Below are 17,729 nucleotides of genomic sequence, written 5' to 3'. Positions count from 1 at the left end.
CATTCATGAACTCATTTCCCCCAACCAATGAAAAAACATCATAAATCAGAATTTCATTCCTCAGTATGCTGCCGTCTCACATCTTCCGCGACGTCGCGGACCTGTCAAACCACCCGTAAGAGGCACGGATGCTCACCGCTCTTAAAAACTATCCCTCGACAGTCAATGTGTTGCTTTCAGCGTCTCTGGTCCTGACGCTGGCGCGGGCAATCACCCTGCCTTATCTGGTCATCTATTTGTCGGACCGCTTTGGGTTGAGCGTCGCCGACATTGGGCTGGTCATCGGCAGCACGTTGATCATCGGATCGTTGTTGAGCCTGTACGGCGGTTTCCTGGTGGACAACCTGTCCAGCTACCGGCTCATCCTGGTTTTCAGCGGGCTGTTCACAATGGGTTTCCTGGGCACATTCCTGGCCCGCGAAATCTGGCTCTTCTACGGGAGCCTGGTGATGATCAATCTCGCCCATGCCGTCATCGATATTGCCGTCAAGGCGGGATTTGGCGACCTGCTGCCCGTTGCCGAGCGCAGTGAAGCCTTCTCCATCAAGTACACATTGGGCAACATCGGTTATGCCGCTGGGCCATTGATGGGGGCAGGATTGGCCAGGCTGGATAGCAGCCTGCCTTTTCTGATGTCTGGCGCGCTGGGTGCAGCATTCTTTTTCAGCTACCTGCTCTGGGCCAACCGAGACTTGAGGGTTGTAAAAAAGAACAGTGCCCCTCTCCCGTTCCTGGCCGTCGGGAAGCTGCTGTCCCAAGACTACCGACTGGTGTGTTTTACCCTTGCGGGGTTACTCAGCGCGGTAGTCTTCGGCCAATTCACCGCTTATCTCTCACAATATCTGGTGGTCACTACCACGCCCGAATTTACCTACCGGATCATCAGCGCCATCGTCACCACAAATGCGTTGATGGTAATCAGCCTGCAGTACACCATCGGCAGAAAGATTTCCCCGCGTCATCTGAACCTGTGGCTTGGCGCCGGGCTGAGCATGTTTCTCCTGGGCCTGGTCGGCTTCGCCCTTTCAGGTACGGTCATGATATGGATAATCTCGATGGCCGTTTTCACCCTCGGCGAGATCATCGTCATCCCCGCTGAATACATGCTCATCGATAACATCGCCCCCCATCATCTGCGAGGCGTGTATTACGCGACGCAAAACCTCGGTAACCTCGGCGCGGCATCCGGCCCGGTGCTGTGCGGTTTCGTATTGGCGACACAACCGCCACACTACATCTTCTACCTGCTCGCGCTGTTCACTATTGCCGGGGGCGGGTTTTATCTTTTAGGTGCCTGCCTGAGCGATCGTTTCGCCAGACAATGATCCTGGTGCGGGGTAAGCCAACTTCAGTCCAGCCACCTGCGCCGCAGGATTCAACACAGCCCTGTTCGACTTGTCTTTGTCCATGATGTGGATCACCTCTACACCGCGCAGCAACAGGTAGTCGGCAATGATCCGGCGATGACAGCGCCACCAGACCGCCTCGGCGCACATGATCGCGCAGCGCTGGGTCCGGCTCAGCTCCAGCAGCCGATCCAGGCCCTGCTCGAATTCGTCCGAGAGCGCGTAGTCGGCGTAATTGTGGAAGCTGCGATTGTCCCAGAAGGAATTGACTTCATCCGGGATCGTCCTGGACTTCTTGCGCAACCCGCCCAGTTGCGCGATCTGCTCGTGGTGCAGGCCGAACGGCGCCAGGTGCTGGGCAAGCGTATCGAGGTTGTACTGAGGGTTGGTGCGGGACCAGGGAACGGTTCGCACATCGACGATCATCTGGACCCCGAAGCCTTTTACGATCTCGACGAACTGTTCGAGGGTCCGGGTTGAGTGACCTATCGTATAGACAATGAGATTTTCCATGGATAAGTATCCGAACAGAAGCCGCTGGTATAGGCGTTAGGTGATCTGTCCGGACAATGGTTCGACTGTTCTTCAGCGCGCAGCGGTCAGTTTCTCGAAGCCCCGGCACTGAAGGCCGGGGTATCGAGACAGGCTGCGTCAGGCCGGTTGTTTCAGTGTGTCGTAGGCCTCGAGCGAGCGCATCGAGTAGATATAGGCGGCGCCGGCGTTCAGAGAAATCGCAGTGGCCAGGGCCGCAGCCACCTCCTCGCGGCTCGCGCCGGCCTTGATCGCCGCGTCCGTGTGGGTGGCGATACAGCCGTCGCAGCGGGTGGTGACGGCGACCGCCAGCGCAATCAGTTCGCGGGTCTTGGCGTCCAGCACGTTGTTCTCGCTGGCGGCTTCTCCCAGCGCCATGTAGGCCTTGACCATCTTGGGGTTGCTGCGGCCCAGAGCACCGAAGGCTTTCTGGATGGTGGGCAATAATTCGGACCAGTTATGGAACATGGCATTAACTCCTGAGTGGGTTGGGTGTACTGTTTCAACGCCCTCAGTTTTCCACTCCGGCACTGTACGGTTTTGTCCAATCCGCTCAGCTTTTTTTGCGAAACGCTCAAATGCATGCAATCGATAAACTCATCAGCCTGGCCAACGTCCGCGGTAGCCTGGATCTGCGCTGCCAGTTCCAAGGTGACTGGGCGCTGGACCATGAGCAACAGGCCTTGGGCGTTGCGCCCTATCACATCGTGCTCGCGGGAGAGTGCCGGGTGGAGTTTCCCGATGGGCAGCGCCTGCCGATGCGTGCCGGGGATATCCTGTTGCTGCCCCGCGGTGCCCGACATGTCATGCACAGCCCCGGTAAAACAGTCACCCCTGTCGTACCGCAGATCGTGACCGGTGGCGCCCTACCGATCCATCGCATCGGTGGCGCCAGCGTCGAGCTGGACATGCTGTGCGGGGCTTTGCACTTCAACCGTGCCTCGCTGCTGTTTGCGTCGCTGCCCGATTACCTGGTGATCCCCAGCGGCGCATTGCCGGCCAACGGCCCGTTGCCGGCACTGGTGGAGGTGATTCGTGGGGAGGCGGACGATGACAAGGTGGGGGCCCGGTTCTTGCTCGATGCGCTGTCCCAGGCGTTGTTCACGCTGATGCTGCGCGCGCACCTGGCAAGCCATGGCCAGGGCACCGGCTCCCTGGCGTTGCTGGGCGACAAACGCCTGGGCCGCGCCTGGCAGGCGATGCTGGATGACCCCGCCCATGAGTGGACCATCGAGGGCCTGGCGGACATGGCGAGCATGTCACGGGCCAGTTTCATGCGGACATTCGTCAAGGTGGCCGGCGTCTCGCCGTGGGCGTTGCTGACACAACTGCGCATGGAGTTGGCGTTCAGCCTACTGAGCCACTCGCACCTGGGATTGAGCGATATCGCGGTGCAGGTCGGCTATCAATCCCAGGCCGCCTTCAGCAAGAAATTCAAGGAAGTCTATGGGGAGGCGCCGGGGAGAATCCGGCGCCGGATCTAGGCCCTGTATTCAGATGTCCAGCACCAGGGTTTCACTGCCCTCGGCCGGGACCGCACAGCAGATCAACACCTCACCTTCAGCGACAGGCTCGGCCGGTATGTTCAGATAATGCACCTGACCGCGACTCAGGCGGGTCTTGCAGGTGCCGCACGAACCGCCTCGGCAGCTGAACTCCGGGCTCAGTCCACGGGCCTCGGCCAATTCCAGCAGCGAGCCGGCGCCCGGTTCCCAGCGTGCTTCCTTGCCGGAGCTGGCGAACAACACCTTCACCGCTTCGCTCGCAGCCGGTACCTGTTGCGCCGCCGGTACGCTGACCTCGATGTCACGCACAAGGGTCGACGGACCGAAAGTTTCGGCATGGATACGGTCGTCGGCGATGCGCAACTTGCGCAGTCCATCGTAAAGGGCCTGGGTAAAGCTGCCCGGACCACAGAGGTAGAAGTCGTAATCGTTGAGCGGCAGCAGGTTCTTGAGCAGTTCCACGTCGATCCGGCCCGCCAGATCGTACCCATCGCCAATAGCGGTTTTGACCGGCGGCTGGCTGACCACGCGCACCACCCGCAGTTTGTCGCCCGCGCGTGCTACCAGTTCATCGATTTCATCACGAAACGCCAGCTCTTCTACCGTGCGCGCGCTTTGCACCAGCCAGACCGGGCGCATGCGGCTGATGCGTCGCCCTTGGTAAACCACTTCACGCAACATCGACAACAGCGGTGTAATACCCACACCTGCCGCCAGCAGGACCAAGGGCCGACGCTCGGTAGCCTGGACGGTGAAATGGCCTTGGGGCGCTCGGCCCTCGATCTCGTGCATCACCTGAATCCGGTCATGCAAGTGCGACGACACCAGCCCATCACGCTTGACGCTGATGCGCAGGAAATCATCCGACGGCGCGCTCGACACGCTGTAGGTACGAATCGAGGGCGCTTTCTGCCCGTCCAGCGCGACCCGCACCGGCAGGTGTTGCCCGGCGTCGAAGCGGGGCAAACCTGCGCCATCGGTTGCCTGCAAATAGAAAGAGCGAATGCTGGGGCTTTCTTCCACCACTCTCGCGACCTGCAGCGAACGCCAAGTGGTGCGCAGGGCTTCGGCTTGCAGGCGCTCCGTGGCCTGTTCCCAGCTGCCGGTCATCAATGAGTTGGGCGAGTCACCTTCTTGCTGGTCTTTCCAGCGCAGCGTGATGGCCGCCGGGCGGTAGACGATGCGCTGCGGGGTGAACCGCAACAGTCGCTCGGCGCCCTGGAACGCGGCGATCTGCGGGTCGTCCAGGATCACCTGCGCCGAACCGCTCATTTGCAACAGGTCACCGGTTTCGAAATCAATGAACACCAGCCCGGCCCGCGGGTTCAGCAGGATGTTGCCCAGGGTATTGAAGAACAGGTTGCCGGAGAAATCCGGAACGGTCAGCGATCCGTCTTCATCCATGCGCACAAAGCCCGGTTTGCCGCCGCGATGGGAGGCGTCCACCTGCCGCTCGCCGTCGCGCTCCACATAGGTGGCGATGTAGAAGGAATCGGCTGCGGAGACCAGCTTACGCACCAACGGATCGTTCGCTTCCAGTTGACGAGGGGCACCGGCCTGTTCTTCGACAAAGTGGTACTGACGCAAATTGATGTAGCGCGGGCAGTTGCCATAGGCCTGGCGCACCGAAATCTCCAGCCCTGGCTCAAGCTGACGACGGACCACGCCATTCATGCGGTTGCGCCGACGGGTGTGCAGCTCGATGCCGAGCATGCCGATGGCATCCCCTTCGCCCATGCCTTCCTGGGCCGGATCGTTGGGTTGCGGCTCGACGTTGATGTGCAGGATCTGCGGATCAGGCGAGCGCATGAAACCGGGTTGGCCCGTGCGCAAGGTGGCCCACACATCGCCCTGGCGATCCACCGCTCCCAGTACCACGAATGGCAACTGGGCATAGAAGTCGCGATGCTGGTCCGGCATCCAGGTACGCGCCAGTTGCCGCTGGCCGACGCCGGCCATCATCTCGACCGCGCCGACGGTGCGTTGCAAGGCCAGCTCCCCTTCGTGCCAGGGCGAGGTGTTTGCTTCCAGGGATTGGTCCATCAGATGCTCCTCGCGCCAGCAGGACGAGGGCCTGCGTCAGTGCGCCATGGTTAGGGATGTTCCAGCACACCCTGGATCGGGTGTGCGTGTCGGTGGAGACATCTTCTTCCCAAAGCGACTGCGCAGGAATACATGCGCACTGCAATCCGCCCTTTCATTAAATGCAATGATGACGCCATTGGCTGAGTGCTGATCCCCAGTCAGACTCACCCCACCCAGCCAATCGCCGTCTTCGGAATGACCTCGGACTCGTCAAGCTTGGACGCGAACATGCTCACTGCTTCCAGGGCATCGGTGGTCCCGGCCCGGATCTGCACGATGACCGACCCGGCCTGGTCCGCCAGGGTCACGCCACGCAGCGCGCCCTCATGGGTGACGCTCATGCTGGCGACCGCCTCGCGGGTTTCGCTGAGGATCATGCCGATCATTTCGGCGATCTCCGAAGTGGAGCGGCTGGTACGGCCGGCCAGTTGCCGGACCTCATCGGCCACCACGGCGAACCCGCGCCCCTGATCGCCGGCCCGGGCGGCTTCGATGGCGGCGTTGAGGGCCAGCAAGTTGGTCTGGTCGGCAATGCCGCGAATGGTGTTGACGATGGCGGTGATTTCTTCCGAACGCGCGCCCAGTTGCCCGACCAATCGTGACGACGCGCCAATGTTGTCGGCGATCTGGCGCATTTCCCGGGCGGTCTGGTGGATGACCTGAGCGCCCTGCTCCGCGACGCGCTCGGTCTCGGCGGAGATGTGATAGGCCCGCGAGGCGCCGCGGGAGTCTTCCTCGAACTTCTCGACCCGCTCGGTGATGTCACTGGCGAACTTGACGATCTTGCTCAACTTGCCCTCGGCGTCGTACACCGGGTTGTAGCTGGCTTCCAGCCACACCACCTTGCCGTTCTTGCCGATGCGCTTGAACTGTCCGCTGAAAAACTCGCCGGTATTGAGCCGGCGCCAAAAGTCCGCGTACTCGGAACTGTTGACCAGACTCGGCTCGCAGAACATCCGGTGATGCTTGCCCTTGAGTTCGGCCAACGAATAATTCATGACGCTGAGGAAATTGGCGTTGGCGGTGAGGATGTGCCCGCTCAGATCGAACTCGATCACGGCCATGGCACGGTCAAGCGCCGCCAGCCGGCCCCGGGTTTCCGCTTCACTGGCAACCTTGGCCGTGACGTCAAGGGCATACTTGACCACCTTCACCACACGGCCCTGCTCATCGACCACCGGGTTATAGCTGGCTTCAAGCCAGACATACTGGCCCTGCGCGCCGACGCGCTGGAACGTCCCGGAGACAAACTGGCCGGCCCGCAGTTGATTCCAGAATTCGCGATACTCGGCACTGGCCGCCAGCGCCGGGGTACAAAAATCGCGGTGGGACAGACTGGTCAATTGATCAGCCCGATAGCCCATCGTTTTCAGGAAATTATCGTTCGCTCGAAGCAGCTTGCCGTCGGGGCTGAATTCGACGACGGCCATCGACCGATCCAGAGCGCCCAGCAGCCCCTTGTATATTGCCAATTCGGCTGTCCTAGCCGTCAGTTCACTTTTTAGTGTGGAATTAAACATGACGAACCCTCTGCGAATCTGAGAATCACCGGACCTCTTAGGTTATCGGCACGCTGGCGAGGCGCTTAACGAAGCGGCGTAATCATGTTTCGAAGCTAGGATGGGGCGCTTGCGATCAGTCGGTTCTAAGAAACAGAGTGGCGAAGAGTCGTCGTTAACCGTGACGCGGCTAGAAATTGCCAGGCGCGAGCCGGCCGATCTCAGGCCGCGCATAGAGATAGCCCTGCATCAGCTCGATACCCAGCGCCAGAAGTGCAGCGCTTTCTTCGCGGGTTTCGATGCCCTCCGCGATGACCTGGATTCCCAGGCGCTGCGCCACCAGGACAATGCCTTCCACGATTGCCTGCTTTACGGGATCCTGATCGATGCTGCGGGTCAGCGCCATATCGATCTTCAACACCTGGGGCTGGAACATGGCGAGCAGGTTGAGCCCTGAATACCCCGAGCCGAAGTCGTCGATCGCGGTAGTAAAGCCCTGGCGATCGTATTCCACGAAAATCGACTTGAGATGCTCGGGATCGTCCACCCGCTCACCTTCCGTGACCTCGAACATCAATCGCTCGGGTGGAAAATTCGCCATCCGCGCCGCTTCCAGCGTGGCGCGGATGCACGTCTCGGCCCGGTAAACGGCTTTGGGCAGGAAATTAATGCTCAACAGACAATCGGCAATCTCCAGGATGCCCAGCCGGGCCGCTTCCTCGATTGCTTTTACACGACAGGCCTGGTCGAAACGGTAGCGGTTGCTGTCGTTCACCAGCCCCAGGATGTAGCCGGCTGACTCACCATTGAGACCTCTGACCAGAGCCTCGTAGGCAAACGTAGCGCCGGTGCGGACATTGAAGATCGGCTGGAAAGCCATGGTGAAGTCGAATCCCAGTGCCTGATGATCGCGGCACTCGGCGCAACCAATAGGCTGGAAGGTCTGGTGAGGGGAGCGTGCGGTCATGATCATATTCCGTGCGGTAACGGGACGTCCCTGCAGTTGCAAAGAACTTTAGCCAACGCTACTGAATCGGCAAATACCGGACTTTCTGAAGAGACCTGACCGTCGCACCGACCTCCACGGTTTCTAGTTCGGTTTTATCGCCACAGGCAGACTGATGCGGGTGCAGAAATATAGCAGCACGCCTACGAACACCAGGGCCGCACCGCGAAGCCAGGTTTCCAGGCTTTGCTGGCTGAGCAATACCAGGCAAGACACAATTGCAAGCACCGGTACCCAGCTGGGCACCCGGAAATGATCGCCCGCGCCGCTGTCGCGCCTCAATACCAGCACCGCCAGGTTGGTGCTCAGGAACACGAAAAGCAACAGCAAGACGACGGTTTCGGCCAGCGTCGCTAGGGTGCCGGTCAAGGTCAGCGCAATGGAGACCAGCGTGGTGGCGATGATCGCGACCCAAGGCGTGCGCCGCTTGGGCAGCACCTTCGCCAGCGGCTGCGGTAAGAGACCCTGACAAGCCATGCCATAGGCGAGCCGACTGGCCATGATCATGGTGAGCAGCGCGCCGTTAGCCACCGCGATCAGTGCGATGAAGGCAAAGATGCGCGGTGAGATGTTCAGTCCTGATGCTCGGACGACCTCCAGCAGCGGCGCCGAGGTCGCCACCAGTTCTTCCATCGACAACACTGAGGAAGCGGCCACGCCCACGGCCATATAGACCACCCCGGCGGTCAGCAACGCGCCGAATAAAGCCCTCGGATAGACGCGTCGCACATCTCGTATTTCCTCGGCCAGATTGGCCGACGTCTCGAAGCCGACAAACGAATAGAACGCAAGCAGTGCAGCGCCCAGCACCGCCAGCAATGGGCTGACACCCGGCTTGAATTGCAGCGCACTTTGCGGATGGGCATCGCCCGACTGGAAGAACCAGGCGGCGGCAATGATGACCAGCATCAGGCCCGACAGCTCGATGATCGTCATGACCAGATTCGCCCCCAGCGACTCCTTTATGCCGCGGGCATTGAGCAATGCGATGACCAATAGGAAAACCAGCGCCGCCACGTGGGGTGGAACGCTGATGAAGGGCGCGAGATAGTCGCCCGCAAACGCCAGGGAAAGACCGGCGGCGCTGGTAACGGCCGCGGCCAGCATGCAAAACCCGACCAAAAAGGAGATCAGGGGTGACCTGAATGCCTTTTCGGCAAACACCGAGGCCGCACCGGCTTGCGGGTATTTGGTCACCAGTTCTGCATACGAACCGGCAGTCAGCATCGCAAAGAACAGAGCGACCAACAGCGGCACCCAGATCGCACCGCCCACCTGCCCCGCTATCGTTCCGGCCAGCGCATAGACACCCGCCCCGAGCACATCGCCGAGGATGAACAGAAAAAGCATCGGCCCGGTCACGGCTCGTCGCAATGAAGGTCTGGAGGGCGTAGTGGTCGCAGTCATGTTCGGGCTCTGGCAGGGGGACTGATTCGCTGATTGCCATGCAAACGGCTATAGCGCTGAGCAGTGGAAAAAATCACCCGGCGAAAGTTCATAAATGTTACGGCCACCAACCAACCCCTGTGGGAGCGGGCTTGCTCGCGAAGAGGGTCCGCCAGTCGACATCTCATTGCCTGACTACCGCTATCGCGAGCAGGCTCGCTCCCACATGGGGACAGTGTGTTGCCCACAGATCGTGCGTTCACCGCCAATCCCTGTGGGAGCGAGCTTGCTCGCGATGAGGCCTTCCCAGTCGACATCTCATCGCCTGACATACCGCTATCGCGCGCAGGCTTTGCTCCCACGGATTGAGCACTGTCTGGCTGCCTTTTGTTTATCGATCGCCCCCAGCCACGGTTAACCGATCACTGCTGTATACACGGAACGATCCACATTGCCACCGGACAGAATCACCGCCACTCTTTTGCCCTGCATCGCTTCCCGCTCCTGCATCAGTGCGGCCAAGGCCGCTGCGCCGGCGCCTTCTGCGAGGTTATGGGTGTCGGTGTAGTAAACCCGCATGGCCTCGGCGATTTCCTGATCGCTAACCGACACGATCCGTGCCGCGCCGCCTCCATAGATGGCGAACGCCTCGGGAATTGGCCGGCGTACGGCCAGGCCATCAGCGAACGTATCCGCTGACGGGGTCTCGCACAGCGTACCCGCCTCGAACGATAGCTTCGCCGCCGCGGCCTCGGTGGACACCACGCCCACCACCTGCGTCTTGAGGCCCAACGCATCGCGGGCGGCAATGACCGCGCAGATGCCCGAGCCACACCCGATCGGCACATAGACTGTGTGCAGGTCCGGCACCGCTTTGAACAGTTCCAGGGCATACGTCGCCACGCCTTTGACCAATTCAGGGTGGAACGGCGGCACCAGGAACAGGCCGTTGACTTGCGCCAGGCGCGCAGCCTCTTCACGGGCCTCGTCGAAATCTCGCCCGTACTCGATCACTTCGCCGCCAAAACCGCGCATGGCATTATTCTTTTCCGGCGAATTGCCTTTGGGCACGACGATCAGCGCTTTCAAACCCAGGGCACTGGCCGCCAGCGCCAGGCTCTGGCCATGGTTGCCACGGGTCGCCGTGACGATGCCCTGTGCCTGCGGATGCTCGCGCTTGAGCCAATGCATGAAGGTCACGCCGCCGCGGACCTTGAAAGCGCCGGTTGGCGTGTGGTTCTCGTGCTTGACCCACACCGTGCAACCGAGACGTTCGGCGAGCAATGGCCAGGCGTACTGGGCGGTGGCGGGCATGACTTGATATACGTGGCGGGCAGCCTCTTCGATCTCGTGGCGGGTCAGTCGGTGCATGATGGGCCTCCAGGTTTTTGCGCAGAGTCTAGCCAGAGGTCCCAAAGCCAGGCTTTCAGAAAACTGACCTGACTTTCAGCTGGGTTCTTCATTACTATGCCGTTCATGAGCCATCAAAACCGCCAACAGCCGACGCTTCCCGAACCGGTCCGCCGCATTGAGGCTGGTCCCTGGGCGATTGAATTGCTACCCGGCAGCGCCTATGCCACCCGGTACGTAGCGAGCCAGTCGGCGATTGGCTTTGCCTTCGATAGCCAACGCGGCCTGCATGCCATAGGCAGCGATCGGGTGCATCCGTTCGAGGCCATGCCCAACGGCCTGGCGTTCGTTCCCATGGGCTGCGATGTGTTTTCCGAATCCCCCCAGGGCGGCGAGTACTTGCGTGTGATCCGCACCTACGCAACGGCGCTGGCGGGAACCCAGCCCTTCAACAATCGTATCGACCGCCAGGCCATGATCCTCGCACACCGCATGCGCGGCGCGCTGTTACGGGCATCGGTGGTGGACGATTGGGAAACCTGGGCCATTGCACTGGCTGAGCGGGTGACCGGGACGACAGCAAGTCCTCATGGAGCAATCAGCGGCAACCGGATGCGTCTGCTGGATGAGTTCATCGATGCGGGCCTCGACGGCCCTCTCGGTGTATCGGCCATGGCGCAACTGCTCGGATTGTCAGAAGGCTATTTCATGCGGGCCTTCAAGAACGCCACGGGAAAAAGTCCCCACAGCTACCTGATCGACCGCCGTCTCAGCAAGGCTCGCGCGCTGATGCGCGATTCGACCGCAGGATTGAGCGCAATCGCCCTCGCCTGCGGCTTCAGTTCCCAGGCGCATATGACGACAGTTTTCAAGCAGCGCCTGGGGGTCAGTCCGGGGGCGTTGCGCAGCTGCTGAATCAGGCTTTTATGGATTACCAGCCAGCATTCAAAGCGGCTCCGCAGTCTGGATAAGCGAGTTCAACACTAACTTTATTTCCGCCGCTGGATCTTTGTGCCCTTGCAGTATCAAGCCTTCCGACAAGGCAGTGAAAGTTCTGGCAAGCGCAGCGTCGGCCAAGGGCGGTTTCTTGCCGGCATGATTGAAGATGATGGCAATCAACTTGCCTAGGGCCACGCTGTTTTCTTCATGCAAGTCATAGTAATGCGCTGAAAATTCTTCGTCGCGCAGGGCGATCAGCTGAAGTTCGGCGTCAAGAATTGCACAGCTGGTGTTGTTCTTGAGCGTGTCGATATAAGCATTCAAACCTTGGGCCAGTTGCTCGGAGGTATAGCCCGCGTTCAAGGTGGCGCTCAAACGGTCGATTTCGACGCGTTTGAATCGCTGAGTCAATTGCAAAAGCAGGTCGGACTTGCTTTCAAAGTTGGAAAAAAAAGCGCCTTTGGAAAAACCTGCCTCTTCGGAAATGACATTTACGCTGGCGGCATGAAAGCCTTTCTTGATCATCAGATCAGTGGCGGTATCGAACAGTTTATCTCTTGTTAGTTGCTGGCTCTCTTCTCGACCTAGTCTCTTTTTAATCACGCCCTCGGCTCCTTTGGCCAAATAAAAATACGCACTTGCAACTGCTTGCGACACATCGCCTAGTCACCGCACGGCATCGGCGTCGGACATCATATCTTATACTCGCCTCAGCCTAGTATTTACATTTTAAGTTTTAGGAAGTGCCATGTAATGGCCATGTAGCGGGGAGTGCCAGATTGCTCCGCAGCTGCGACGGACGCGCCCAAGCCCGAAAAGCGTGGCGCCAGGCGAGCCTGACGAGACGATGTGAAATACCACTTGATTTTCAGATACCGAATGGTTTTTACTTGCGCCGTTGGTGGAGCCCAACGCCTGGTCAGGGTTGCGAGTCACGGATTCACAACCTGTCGCAATGACCAGTCACCTCACAGGGAGCTGGATTTTGATGGAACATGCCTTCGTCACAGGCGCTACTGGCCTGCTCGGAAACAATGTCGTTCACGCGCTGCTGAAACGAAACATCAAGGTAACGGCGCTGGTTCGATCGGTGGACAAAGCCCGCAAGCAGTTCGGCAACCTGCCGGTCCAGCTGGTCGAAGGCGACATGCTCGACGTCGACGCCTTCAGTCACGCCTTGCATGGCTGTGACGCGCTGTTTCATACGGCGGCCTATTTCCGCGACAGCTACAAGGGCGGCAAACATTGGCAGAAACTCTACGACACCAATGTCATTGGCACCGAGCGCCTGCTCCAGGCTGCCTACGACGCCGGCATCCGGCGCGCCGTCCATACCTCTTCCATTGCCGTCCTCAAGGGCAATAAAAATCAAGTGATCGACGAAACCATGTCCCGCAGTGAAGCAGAGGCTGACGATTACTACTTGAGCAAGATATTGTCCGAACAGAAGGTCCAGGCATTCCTGTCGCAACATCCGGACATGTTTGTCGCCATGGTGTTGCCGGGCTGGATGTTTGGTCCCGGAGATATCGGCCCTACTTCGTCAGGACAGTTCCTGCTGGATTTTGTCGGACAAAAACTGCCTGGCGTGCTGCCGGGGAGCTTTTCTGTCGTTGATGCCCGGGATGTCGCCGAGCATCAACTCGCGGCGATCACACGTGGCAGATCCGGAGAGCGCTACCTGGCGGCCGGTCGACACATGGACATGAAGAGCATTTTCCAAGCGCTGTCCAGCGTCAGTGGCGTAAAGGCACCGGAACGAAAAGTTCCACTGTTCATGCTGCGGATCATCGCCCTGCTCTACGAAGGTTATTACCGAATGACCAGGAAGCCGGTCCTGATCAGTACGTCTACGGTCAAGCTCATAGAACAAGAACAAGGCCGCACTCACTTCAGCCACAATAAAAGTTCGCGAGAACTGGAATGCAAATTCCGCCCGGTAACTGAAACACTCACCGATACGCTTAATTGGTATCGGAACAACAACTACATTGATGCTTGATTGAAACAATTCATATATAGCCTGCCTCTGTAGTACTTTTTTTGACTAGCCATACATCCAAGGATTGAGAGAGGTTGGTAAATGAAAGACCTTTTATATAGAGAAGGTTTTCTGCATCGCTTTGTCCATTTTTCGGAATCTGTTCCCGAACAGATTGCTATCCGTCATCTGGACGCCGAAGAAGAGACCGTCACTTACCGGCAATTGCGAATCAAGGCTGAAGAATACAACGGTGCCCTCGCGGCGCTGGATGTATCGCCAGGCGACAAGGTAGCGCTGGTCCTGCCCAATGGCGTGGCGTTCATCGCCTGTTACCTGGCGCTCATCGGGCGTGGCGCCATTCCGGTCATCCTGAACTACAAGCTGACGCCGTTCGAGATGACCAGCGTCGTGAGCATTGCCAGGCCGACGCTGGTGGTGACAACCGAAACGCTGCTGGAGCAACACGGCGAGACCTTCCAGGCAGCCTACGGTGTTCGTCATGCATTAATCCTGGACGCCGGCAGCGAACGGGCATGCGCCCTGCCCGCCGAGGCGACGGGGTTGTATGCACTGCCCCGTCAGACGGCTGCGTTGGAGCTGCCCGAAGGCAACCCGATCGTGTCGATGCAGTTCACCTATCGCGGCCTCGGCAAACCCCTGGCGGTGTGCCACCGGTACCTCGACCTGACGCAATCGAGCGATGGGCTGCATGAGCACTTCCATCCGCAGGGCGTTGGCTCGGTTCACTTGGTGACATTGCCGCTGTATGCCATCTTCGGGCTCTCGGTGATGATGGTGTTTCCGTTTAGCGTGGGTGCCACCCTGCTCATGACCAACACCCTGCTCAATCGCGACCTGGCAGAGGTCCTGTCGGAACATCAGGTGACCTTTGCCTGCCTGGTGCCCGACGTCATCCGCTACTTCAATACCCGCCTGGCCAAACGCAAAGGCGCGCTGTTGCCGCTGCATCCGCAACTGATGATCTACTCGGGCGGCAGCCACCTGCCGGCCGATGAAGCCGACAAGCTGGGCAAGTTGCTCGGCTGTAACCCGGTGCTGCAAGGCTACGGGCTGACCGAGAGCATGCCGGTGATTGTCCAGAGCTCGATTGCCGACGTGCACCGTGGCGCCATGGGCCTACCGATCAGCGGGGTGGAATTGCGGGTCGTCGACGCCCAGGGGCAGGACGTGGTGCCGGGCCGCATCGGCGAACTGCTGATCCGCGGTTCGATGGTGATCGAAGGCTACAGCGACGCCGAGGATGCCAACGCACGGTTCTTCCATGACGGCTGGTTCCACACCGGTGACCTGGTCTGGCGGGACGACGACGGGCATGTGTTTTTCTACTGCCAGCGCCTGCGGATTTCCAAGATCAAGGCGCAGATGGTCGACCTTACGGAAATCGAGTCCATTGCCCTGAAGCATCCCGATGTGGTCCGCGCCAAGGCTTACATCGTTCCCGATCACAAGGACGTCAACGTCCTGCACCTGTGCGTCGAGAGCCGCGCAAGCCTGACCCCGAACGCTATCGCCACCCTGCTCGCCCGGGACCTGTCGGGCTTCAAGCTGCCCAAGACCATCGAGATCGTCGCGCTCAAGGAAGAGAGTTATGCAAGCTGACCACACAAAACCGATACTGGCCGTGTTCGATTTCGACGGCACCTTGACCGACCGCCATACGTTCTGGCGCTACATGCGCTACATCGCCGGCACGCGCGCTTTCTGGCTCAGGATCATCCCGCTGTTGCCCAAGATGCTCAGCGTGATCATTGGCATCACACCGTTGATGCAAGCCCGGCTGGCGTTCATCGCCTGCTACCTGGGCGGACTATCGGTGGAACAGGAACGCGAACACGCCAAATACTTCATCAGCGAACTGCTGCCGCTCTGGCTCCGGCCCGAGGCCCTGCGTCGTCTGCAATGGCATCAATCCAAGGGCCACATCACGGCATTGGTCAGTAACTCACCGGAGAACTACCTGATCCCCTGGGGCAAGGCCGCCGGCTTCGACTATGTGTGCGGCACCCGCCTGGCCACGGCCAGGAACCGGCTGACCGGCGGCATATCGGGTACCAATTGCGTCGAAAGGGAAAAAGTCACGCGGCTCAAAGGCTGCCTGAGCAACCTCGATGACTTTTACATCTACGCCTACGGCGACTCATCGGGCGATGACGCGCTGCTCGGCATTGCCAACTCCCCGTTCTACAGAAACTGGTACTGACCGATGAACACTATGAGCACGCTGGCTCCCCAGCACTTCAAACGCCCCGGCAACTACCCGACCGTGATGATCGTAGGCGCGGGCCCGATCGGCCTGTCCCTGGCGATCATGTTGAAAAAATGGGGCGTGTCGTTTCGCATCATTGAAAAGAATGCCGGCCCTTCGACCGCGACCAAGGCCATGGCGATTCACTCGCGCACCCTGGAAATCTTTCGCGACCTGGGTGTGGCCGACCAGGCCGTCAGCGACGGCTTCACCATCAACCAGTTTTCGGTGCAGTCCAACGGCAAGCGAGTGTTGAACTACAACTTCTCCTACCTGGACGCCCCCTACCCGCTGCTCCTGAGCCTGCCCCAACCGCAGACCGAGAAGATTCTGCTCGAGCGACTCAATGAGTTGGGCGCAGAGGTGGAGTGGAACACCGAACTGGTCGATCTGGAAAACCAGCCGGGCTCGGTGCGCATGACGCTGCGCCACGTTGACGGCACTGCCGAAAGCTTCACCACACGCTGGGTGGCTGCCTGTGACGGCGCTCGCAGCAACATCCGAAAACGCCTGGACATGACCTTCGAGGGCTCGTCCTACGACCGCTTCTTCATGCTCGCCGACGCCGATATCCAGTGGTCTGGCAGCAAGGATGAGGGCGCGTTCTTCCTCGGGGCGCAGGACGGTTATGTGGCGGTGGCGCCCATCAGCGACCAGTCTCGCTATCGGCTGTTCATCGAGATGCCCTACAACCTGCCGCCCGAAGGTGAACGGCCTTCACTGAGCCTGGAGAATTTCCAGCGACTGTGCGAAGGACGCGGGCAGAAGATGACCTTGTCGAATATTTCCTCCACCACCATCGCCTCTTTCCAGCATCGCCGCGTGCAGACGATGCAGCAGGGATCGGTGTTCCTGGTGGGGGATGCGGCGCATATCGGCAGCCCGATTGGCGGGCAGTGGATGAACCTCGGGGTATCCGAGGCTTATAACCTGGCCTGGAAAATGGCCTACGTCGACCAGGGCCTGGCGGATCCGTCCCTGCTGGAAAGCTACAACGAAGAACGCTACCCGGTGGCGCTCGAAGTGGAGAACACCGCCCATCGTTTGACGGGGTTGATCACCGTCAGGCAGCGCGCCCTGGTCTGGCTGCGGGACAACATTCTGCCCCTGCTGAGCAACCGCAAGAAAGTCCAGCGCAAACTGCCGTCGATGATTTCCGGCCATCAGTATCACTACGGCAAAAGTGACTACATCCAGGAATCGCTGACGAAAAAGCAACGCAGGAATTGGGACAGAAAAGGCCAGAAACCCGAATTTCAATCGCCCGTGCCCCGGGCCGGCCAACTGGCGCCCGATGTCGAACTGTGGCAGCTGCAAGGGCTGCCGCCGAAACGGCTGATCGACTTGTTCCATGGCACTTTCACGCTGTTGATTTTCAGCGCGGCCGACCAGTTCTCGCCCTTGCTGCCAGGCTATTACTCGCTGGCCGAATCGGTGGAAAAGGACTATCCGGCCATCAAGGCGTATTGCGTGATCGATGCCCTGAGCATTGATGGGCTGCCGGGCTGGCACTCGACGCTGCTGGACCCCGACTGGCGCCTGCATAAGCGTTACCACGCGCTACAAGGCACGCTGATGCTGGTCCGTCCCGATGGCTATATCGCCTTCCAGGGTGCAGATGCGATGACGCTCGTCACCTATCTGAATGTCAGGTCCGGACTGCTCAAGGGTGCAATTAAAACAACGTCTGCCGAGATCGACGCAGTGGAACTCCAACTTTAAGTCTCTTTGACGACTGCCCGTTTGAATTGACCCATTACAAGGCCCAGCCCCAGGGCCATGACTTTGATTTTTCCTGTCTTCTGATTTTTCCGTCCATGGAACTTCACTCG

The 17,729-nt window shown here is 59.7% G+C and carries 14 protein-coding genes and 2 pseudogenes; 7 read left to right on the top strand and 9 right to left on the bottom strand.

Features of this window, described 5'->3' with window-relative positions:
- Positions 1-128: 128 nt before the first annotated feature.
- Complete coding sequence (locus tag ACLEJQ_RS03965; protein WP_440792377.1) at positions 129-1,325, top strand: MFS transporter; 1,197 nt, start codon at positions 129-131, stop codon at positions 1,323-1,325.
- Here ACLEJQ_RS03965 and ACLEJQ_RS03960 read toward each other — a convergent pair.
- Together ACLEJQ_RS03960 and ACLEJQ_RS03955 are read right to left on the bottom strand one after the other, a co-directional pair.
- Positions 1,287-1,859, bottom strand: a complete 573-nt coding sequence (locus tag ACLEJQ_RS03960; RefSeq protein WP_440792375.1) for a DUF488 domain-containing protein — start codon at positions 1,857-1,859, stop codon at positions 1,287-1,289. The genes ACLEJQ_RS03965 and ACLEJQ_RS03960 overlap by 39 nt on opposite strands.
- Before the next feature lie 138 nt (positions 1,860-1,997).
- Positions 1,998-2,345, bottom strand: coding sequence for a carboxymuconolactone decarboxylase family protein (locus ACLEJQ_RS03955; protein ID WP_440792373.1), 348 nt, complete (start codon positions 2,343-2,345; stop codon positions 1,998-2,000).
- 110 nt (positions 2,346-2,455) lie between these two features.
- On the opposite strand from ACLEJQ_RS03955, the gene ACLEJQ_RS03950 reads away from it, so the two are divergent.
- The gene (locus ACLEJQ_RS03950) at positions 2,456-3,361 is read left to right on the top strand and encodes an AraC family transcriptional regulator (protein WP_440792371.1); all 906 of its coding nucleotides are present in this window, start codon (positions 2,456-2,458) and stop codon (positions 3,359-3,361) included.
- 9 nt (positions 3,362-3,370) lie between these two features.
- Here ACLEJQ_RS03950 and ACLEJQ_RS03945 read toward each other — a convergent pair whose 3' ends face one another.
- The 6 genes and pseudogenes from ACLEJQ_RS03945 to ACLEJQ_RS03920 all read right to left on the bottom strand — a co-directional run bounded on the left by ACLEJQ_RS03945 (position 3,371) and on the right by ACLEJQ_RS03920 (position 10,729).
- Entirely contained in the window at positions 3,371-5,425 is a 2,055-nt protein-coding gene (locus ACLEJQ_RS03945) for a 2Fe-2S iron-sulfur cluster-binding protein (RefSeq protein WP_440792369.1), read from the bottom strand.
- Between the two features lie 206 nt (positions 5,426-5,631).
- Positions 5,632-6,105, bottom strand: a pseudogene (locus tag ACLEJQ_RS03940) (methyl-accepting chemotaxis protein); the annotation flags it as partial.
- A 114-nt stretch (positions 6,106-6,219) separates the two neighbouring features.
- Positions 6,220-6,897, bottom strand: a pseudogene (locus ACLEJQ_RS03935) (PAS domain-containing protein); the annotation flags it as partial.
- A gap of 259 nt (positions 6,898-7,156) precedes the next feature.
- The gene (locus tag ACLEJQ_RS03930; protein ID WP_440792368.1) at positions 7,157-7,933 is read right to left on the bottom strand and encodes an EAL domain-containing protein; all 777 of its coding nucleotides are present in this window, start codon (positions 7,931-7,933) and stop codon (positions 7,157-7,159) included.
- A gap of 123 nt (positions 7,934-8,056) precedes the next feature.
- A complete protein-coding gene (locus ACLEJQ_RS03925) occupies positions 8,057-9,379 on the bottom strand; it encodes an APC family permease (protein ID WP_440792367.1) in 1,323 nt (440 codons plus the stop codon).
- 393 nt (positions 9,380-9,772) lie between these two features.
- The gene (locus tag ACLEJQ_RS03920) at positions 9,773-10,729 is read right to left on the bottom strand and encodes a threonine dehydratase (protein ID WP_440792366.1); all 957 of its coding nucleotides are present in this window, start codon (positions 10,727-10,729) and stop codon (positions 9,773-9,775) included.
- 96 nt (positions 10,730-10,825) lie between these two features.
- On the opposite strand from ACLEJQ_RS03920, the gene ACLEJQ_RS03915 reads away from it, so the two are divergent.
- Entirely contained in the window at positions 10,826-11,623 is a 798-nt protein-coding gene (locus tag ACLEJQ_RS03915) for a helix-turn-helix transcriptional regulator (RefSeq protein WP_440792364.1), read from the top strand.
- Positions 11,624-11,653: 30 nt separating this feature from the next.
- On the opposite strand, the gene ACLEJQ_RS03910 is transcribed toward ACLEJQ_RS03915, so the two are convergent.
- Entirely contained in the window at positions 11,654-12,250 is a 597-nt protein-coding gene (locus ACLEJQ_RS03910; RefSeq protein WP_440792363.1) for a TetR/AcrR family transcriptional regulator, read from the bottom strand.
- A 385-nt stretch (positions 12,251-12,635) separates the two neighbouring features.
- On the opposite strand from ACLEJQ_RS03910, the gene ACLEJQ_RS03905 reads away from it, so the two are divergent.
- The 4 genes from ACLEJQ_RS03905 to ACLEJQ_RS03890 all read left to right on the top strand — a co-directional run bounded on the left by ACLEJQ_RS03905 (position 12,636) and on the right by ACLEJQ_RS03890 (position 17,619).
- Positions 12,636-13,649: an SDR family oxidoreductase gene (locus ACLEJQ_RS03905; protein WP_440792362.1), complete on the top strand. Its 1,014-nt coding sequence runs from the start codon at positions 12,636-12,638 to the stop codon at positions 13,647-13,649.
- A gap of 81 nt (positions 13,650-13,730) precedes the next feature.
- The gene (locus ACLEJQ_RS03900) at positions 13,731-15,251 is read left to right on the top strand and encodes a class I adenylate-forming enzyme family protein (protein WP_440792361.1); all 1,521 of its coding nucleotides are present in this window, start codon (positions 13,731-13,733) and stop codon (positions 15,249-15,251) included.
- On the top strand, positions 15,241-15,852 hold the full coding sequence (locus tag ACLEJQ_RS03895) for an HAD-IB family hydrolase (RefSeq protein WP_440792360.1): 612 nt from the start codon (positions 15,241-15,243) through the stop codon (positions 15,850-15,852). The genes ACLEJQ_RS03900 and ACLEJQ_RS03895 overlap by 11 nt, the downstream gene beginning before the upstream one ends.
- A 3-nt stretch (positions 15,853-15,855) precedes the next feature.
- Positions 15,856-17,619, top strand: coding sequence for an FAD-dependent monooxygenase (locus ACLEJQ_RS03890; RefSeq protein WP_440792359.1), 1,764 nt, complete (start codon positions 15,856-15,858; stop codon positions 17,617-17,619).
- Positions 17,620-17,729: the final 110 nt, after the last annotated feature.

This window comes from Pseudomonas sp. SMV71 (assembly GCF_052042015.1).
Classification (GTDB): Bacteria; Pseudomonadota; Gammaproteobacteria; order Pseudomonadales; family Pseudomonadaceae; genus Aquipseudomonas.
The sequence above is the reverse complement of the archived record's forward strand: the minus strand, read 5'-3'. Positions and strand labels throughout refer to the sequence as shown.

What these genes read in the sequence shown, in the direction of transcription:
- ACLEJQ_RS03965 (WP_440792377.1), top strand. Translation starts at nt 129, where the DNA reads ATGCTCACCGCTCTTAAAAACTATCCCTCGACAGTCAATGTGTTGCTT.
- ACLEJQ_RS03900 (WP_440792361.1), top strand. Translation starts at nt 13,731, where the DNA reads ATGAAAGACCTTTTATATAGAGAAGGTTTTCTGCATCGCTTTGTCCAT.
- ACLEJQ_RS03890 (WP_440792359.1), top strand. Translation starts at nt 15,856, where the DNA reads ATGAACACTATGAGCACGCTGGCTCCCCAGCACTTCAAACGCCCCGGC.
- ACLEJQ_RS03925 (WP_440792367.1), bottom strand. Translation starts at nt 9,379, where the DNA reads ATGACTGCGACCACTACGCCCTCCAGACCTTCATTGCGACGAGCCGTG.
- ACLEJQ_RS03950 (WP_440792371.1), top strand. Translation starts at nt 2,456, where the DNA reads ATGCATGCAATCGATAAACTCATCAGCCTGGCCAACGTCCGCGGTAGC.
- ACLEJQ_RS03930 (WP_440792368.1), bottom strand. Translation starts at nt 7,933, where the DNA reads ATGACCGCACGCTCCCCTCACCAGACCTTCCAGCCTATTGGTTGCGCC.
- ACLEJQ_RS03905 (WP_440792362.1), top strand. Translation starts at nt 12,636, where the DNA reads ATGGAACATGCCTTCGTCACAGGCGCTACTGGCCTGCTCGGAAACAAT.
- ACLEJQ_RS03895 (WP_440792360.1), top strand. Translation starts at nt 15,241, where the DNA reads ATGCAAGCTGACCACACAAAACCGATACTGGCCGTGTTCGATTTCGAC.
- ACLEJQ_RS03960 (WP_440792375.1), bottom strand. Translation starts at nt 1,859, where the DNA reads ATGGAAAATCTCATTGTCTATACGATAGGTCACTCAACCCGGACCCTC.
- ACLEJQ_RS03920 (WP_440792366.1), bottom strand. Translation starts at nt 10,729, where the DNA reads ATGCACCGACTGACCCGCCACGAGATCGAAGAGGCTGCCCGCCACGTA.
- ACLEJQ_RS03955 (WP_440792373.1), bottom strand. Translation starts at nt 2,345, where the DNA reads ATGTTCCATAACTGGTCCGAATTATTGCCCACCATCCAGAAAGCCTTC.
- ACLEJQ_RS03915 (WP_440792364.1), top strand. Translation starts at nt 10,826, where the DNA reads ATGCCGTTCATGAGCCATCAAAACCGCCAACAGCCGACGCTTCCCGAA.
- ACLEJQ_RS03945 (WP_440792369.1), bottom strand. Translation starts at nt 5,425, where the DNA reads ATGGACCAATCCCTGGAAGCAAACACCTCGCCCTGGCACGAAGGGGAG.